Annotated in this window: 4 protein-coding genes; all 4 read left to right on the top strand. The window is 33.9% G+C overall.

The annotated features are described in order from the left end of the window. On the top strand, positions 1-555 hold a 555-nt coding region (locus tag HOG71_02730; protein ID MBT5989745.1), incomplete at its 5' end, for a cytochrome c oxidase subunit 3 family protein. An 8-nt stretch (positions 556-563) separates the two neighbouring features. Beyond that, complete coding sequence (locus HOG71_02735; protein MBT5989746.1) at positions 564-848, top strand: cytochrome-c oxidase; 285 nt, start codon at positions 564-566, stop codon at positions 846-848. 9 nt (positions 849-857) lie between these two features. Then, positions 858-1,781 (top strand): cytochrome c oxidase subunit II, encoded by a 924-nt coding sequence (gene coxB / locus HOG71_02740; protein MBT5989747.1) that lies wholly within the window; start codon positions 858-860, stop codon positions 1,779-1,781. Between the two features lie 2 nt (positions 1,782-1,783). Further along, positions 1,784-2,638 carry a protoheme IX farnesyltransferase gene (locus HOG71_02745; GenBank protein ID MBT5989748.1) on the top strand — a complete coding sequence of 285 codons (855 nt, stop codon included), beginning with the start codon at positions 1,784-1,786 and terminating at the stop codon, positions 2,636-2,638. The last annotated feature ends 538 nt before the right edge of the window (positions 2,639-3,176 follow it).

Consider the following 3,176-nt stretch of genomic DNA (forward strand, 5'->3'; position numbering starts at 1 on the left):
TGGATTTTCCTGTTTACTGAGCTATTATTATTTGGAGGACTCTTTTTAGTCTACTCCATTTACCGTCATAAAAATCCTGATCCATTTGCTCATGCAGGTTCTGAATTGGATGTATTTATTGGAACAATTAACACAATTGCTTTAATCACTAGTAGTTTAACAGTAGCACTATCAATAACCGCTATTCAAAAGAACAAACCAAAACTGGCCATTGGTTTTCTTTGGCTAACCATTGTTTTTGCCTTGGTATTTATGGTTAATAAGTATTTTGAATGGGGAGCAAAATTTGAGCACGGTTTATTTCCCGGACAAGAGCATTTCATGAGCATTGATAAAGGAGAGCAATTGTTTTTCTTCCTCTATTTTTTCATGACCGGATTGCACGGATTACATGTTGTGGTTGGATCGATATTACTGGGTTTTGTTATTATGCGAATTAGGCAAAAAAGAGTTACACACGACAATTTTGTTTTTCATGAAAACGGGGGGCTTTACTGGCACCTTGTCGACCTTATTTGGATCTATTTATTCCCCTTGTTTTATCTCATTAAATAAGAAATCCCATGGAACACAAAAAGCATCATATTTCATCATTTATAAGCCATATGTGGGTATGGGTAGCCTTACTTATTCTTACAGTAATAACCGTTTCAGCCGTTTTGGTGGATCTCAAAAACTTCATTGTTTTTGCAGCGCTATTTATTGCTACAATTAAAGCAACTATAGTAGCCGTTTACTTCATGCATTTGAAGTTTGAAAGTAAAATTATTTCAATAATGCTTATACTTACAATGGTGGTTTTCATAACCTTCATTTTGTTAACCTTTGTTGATTATTCATACAGATAAAAAGAGATTATGTTTTCAAACGCTTCAAGTTTTAATCAAAGTATTGATACTGCATTTGTTATAATTTTCGGTATTTGCTTGATATTTCTAATCGGAATTACTTTTACATTAATCTATTTCTCTATTAAATATAGCAAGAAAAGACATCCGAAACCTGTAGATGTAAAAGACAATAAAAAGCTGGAGTTAACATGGATTGTTATTCCGACCATTTTAGTTTTAATTATGTTCTGGGTTGGTTATAAAGGATACCTACCAACGCGTCAGGTTCCGGCAAATGCAATAGAAATTAAGGTCACAGGCATGATGTGGACCTGGATGTTTGATTATAAAAATGGAAAGCACACCATAAACGAATTAGTTGTTCCAATTGGTAAAGCCATCAAATTAGACTTATTTTCTCCTGATGTATTACATAGCTTTTATGTACCTGCATTTCGTATCAAGGAAGATGTGGTTCCGGGAAAAGATAATTGGATGTGGTTTCAAGCGAATGAGATAGGCGAATACGATATTCTTTGCGCTGAATATTGTGGAACAAGGCATGCCTACATGTTGGGAAAAGTAAAAGTTGTGTCCGAAAACGACTACCTGGAATGGTATAATGATATAGAACCCGTTTCAGCAGAAACCGAACATATTGGTTTGCAGGTAATCAAAAAAAATGCATGTGTTGCTTGTCATTCTTTGGATGGTGTTCAAGGAGTTGGTCCTTCATTCAAAGGTTTGTATGGAAGTAAAAAAATGGTTGAAACGGATGGAAAAAAGAGAACAGTAACTGCTGATGAAGCTTATATCAAAAAATCGATTTATGAACCCAATGCAGATGTGGTTGAAGGCTTCAACAAAGGATTAATGATCCCTTACAAAGAGCAAATTACAGAGGAAGAATTGGCTGAAGTTATTGACTTTATCAAATCCTTGACAAAATAAAGATGTTTAAACAATACCTCGAACTAGCCAAAGTACGAATTACCATTGCGGTAACTTTAACCACCATTGTTGGTTATGTGCTGGCGAATGGTGGCTTTTCGTGGCATTTGGTTTTTCCTACCCTTGGTATATTTTTAATCGCCTGTGGTTCAGCAGCATTAAATCAATTTCAAGAAAGAAAATTAGATGCTACCATGGAAAGGACAAAAAATCGTCCTATTCCTTCAGGTCAGATTTCTGAATTCAATGCTCAACTATTTATTTTGTTGCTTACAGTAACAGGCTCGTTAATGATCTTATTATCATCTAATCTTACCGCTTTAGTTTTAGCACTTCTGGCAATGGCTTGGTACAATCTTATTTATACTCCATTAAAACGCAAAACTGCATTTGCTGTTGTTCCAGGTTCAGTAATTGGAGCTTTGCCTCCCATGGTAGGTTGGGTTGCAGCTGGTGGTTATGTTTTCGATCCCAAGCTATTGATACTTGCATTTTTCTTTTTCATCTGGCAAATACCTCATTTCTGGCTACTACTCATGAAATATGGAAAACAATATGAAAAAGCAGGTTTTCCTTCACTAACAAAGATTTATTCTGAAAAACAACTGAAGCGTATCACTTTCATGTGGACTGTGGCAACTGCATTGTCCTGTTTATTCATTCCTTTTTTTGAGGTTACATATACCTCATTTGCTAAAATCAGCATTCTGATCTTTTCTCTTTTATTAATTGCCGTTTTTTCAGGTTTACTGTTTCGAAGTAAACAGACGTTCCAAATCTTTCGCTATTTTATGGTGATTAACGTATTCTTACTTCTCGTTATATTATCTTTAGCCATTGATTCTATGCTCATTTAGTTAAGCATCAGAATGAAAGTACTTGCATTTAACCACTCAAATATTAGTTATAAAACGAAATTCAATTATTCATAATACTTGCTATAAAATCTGAATTGAACGATTTGAATAACATATAGTTCAAAGAATTCAATTTTCATTACACCATTTAATCATGAAATAATTGAGAATCTTAATATAAGTTCGTGAGATTAGTTCATCCAATAGTTACATTTTATACATTAAAGATACTAAAGAACTATATTCGAATACATTTAATATGGAATGCAATGCTAGTTTTGTACAACAGTGCAACTGTTAAAAACGAAATGCACTCCTCCCGCAAGTCAGTGACTTGTGGCAATAGGATTCATCTTCCTAAATCCAAAGAATCTTCATACATTTGAATAACCCGAATGTAATATGAGCAGAAACTACAAGTTCCATGACCAGAGCCAAATATATTTTATATCATTTGCAACTGTATATTGGCTTGATGTCTTTTCCAGGTCAACCTATAAAGATTTTATTGTTGACAGCATTAATTATTGTAGAAAAA

It is taken from the genome of Bacteroidota bacterium (genome assembly GCA_018698135.1).
GTDB lineage: Bacteria > Bacteroidota > Bacteroidia > CAILMK01 > JAAYUY01 > JABINZ01.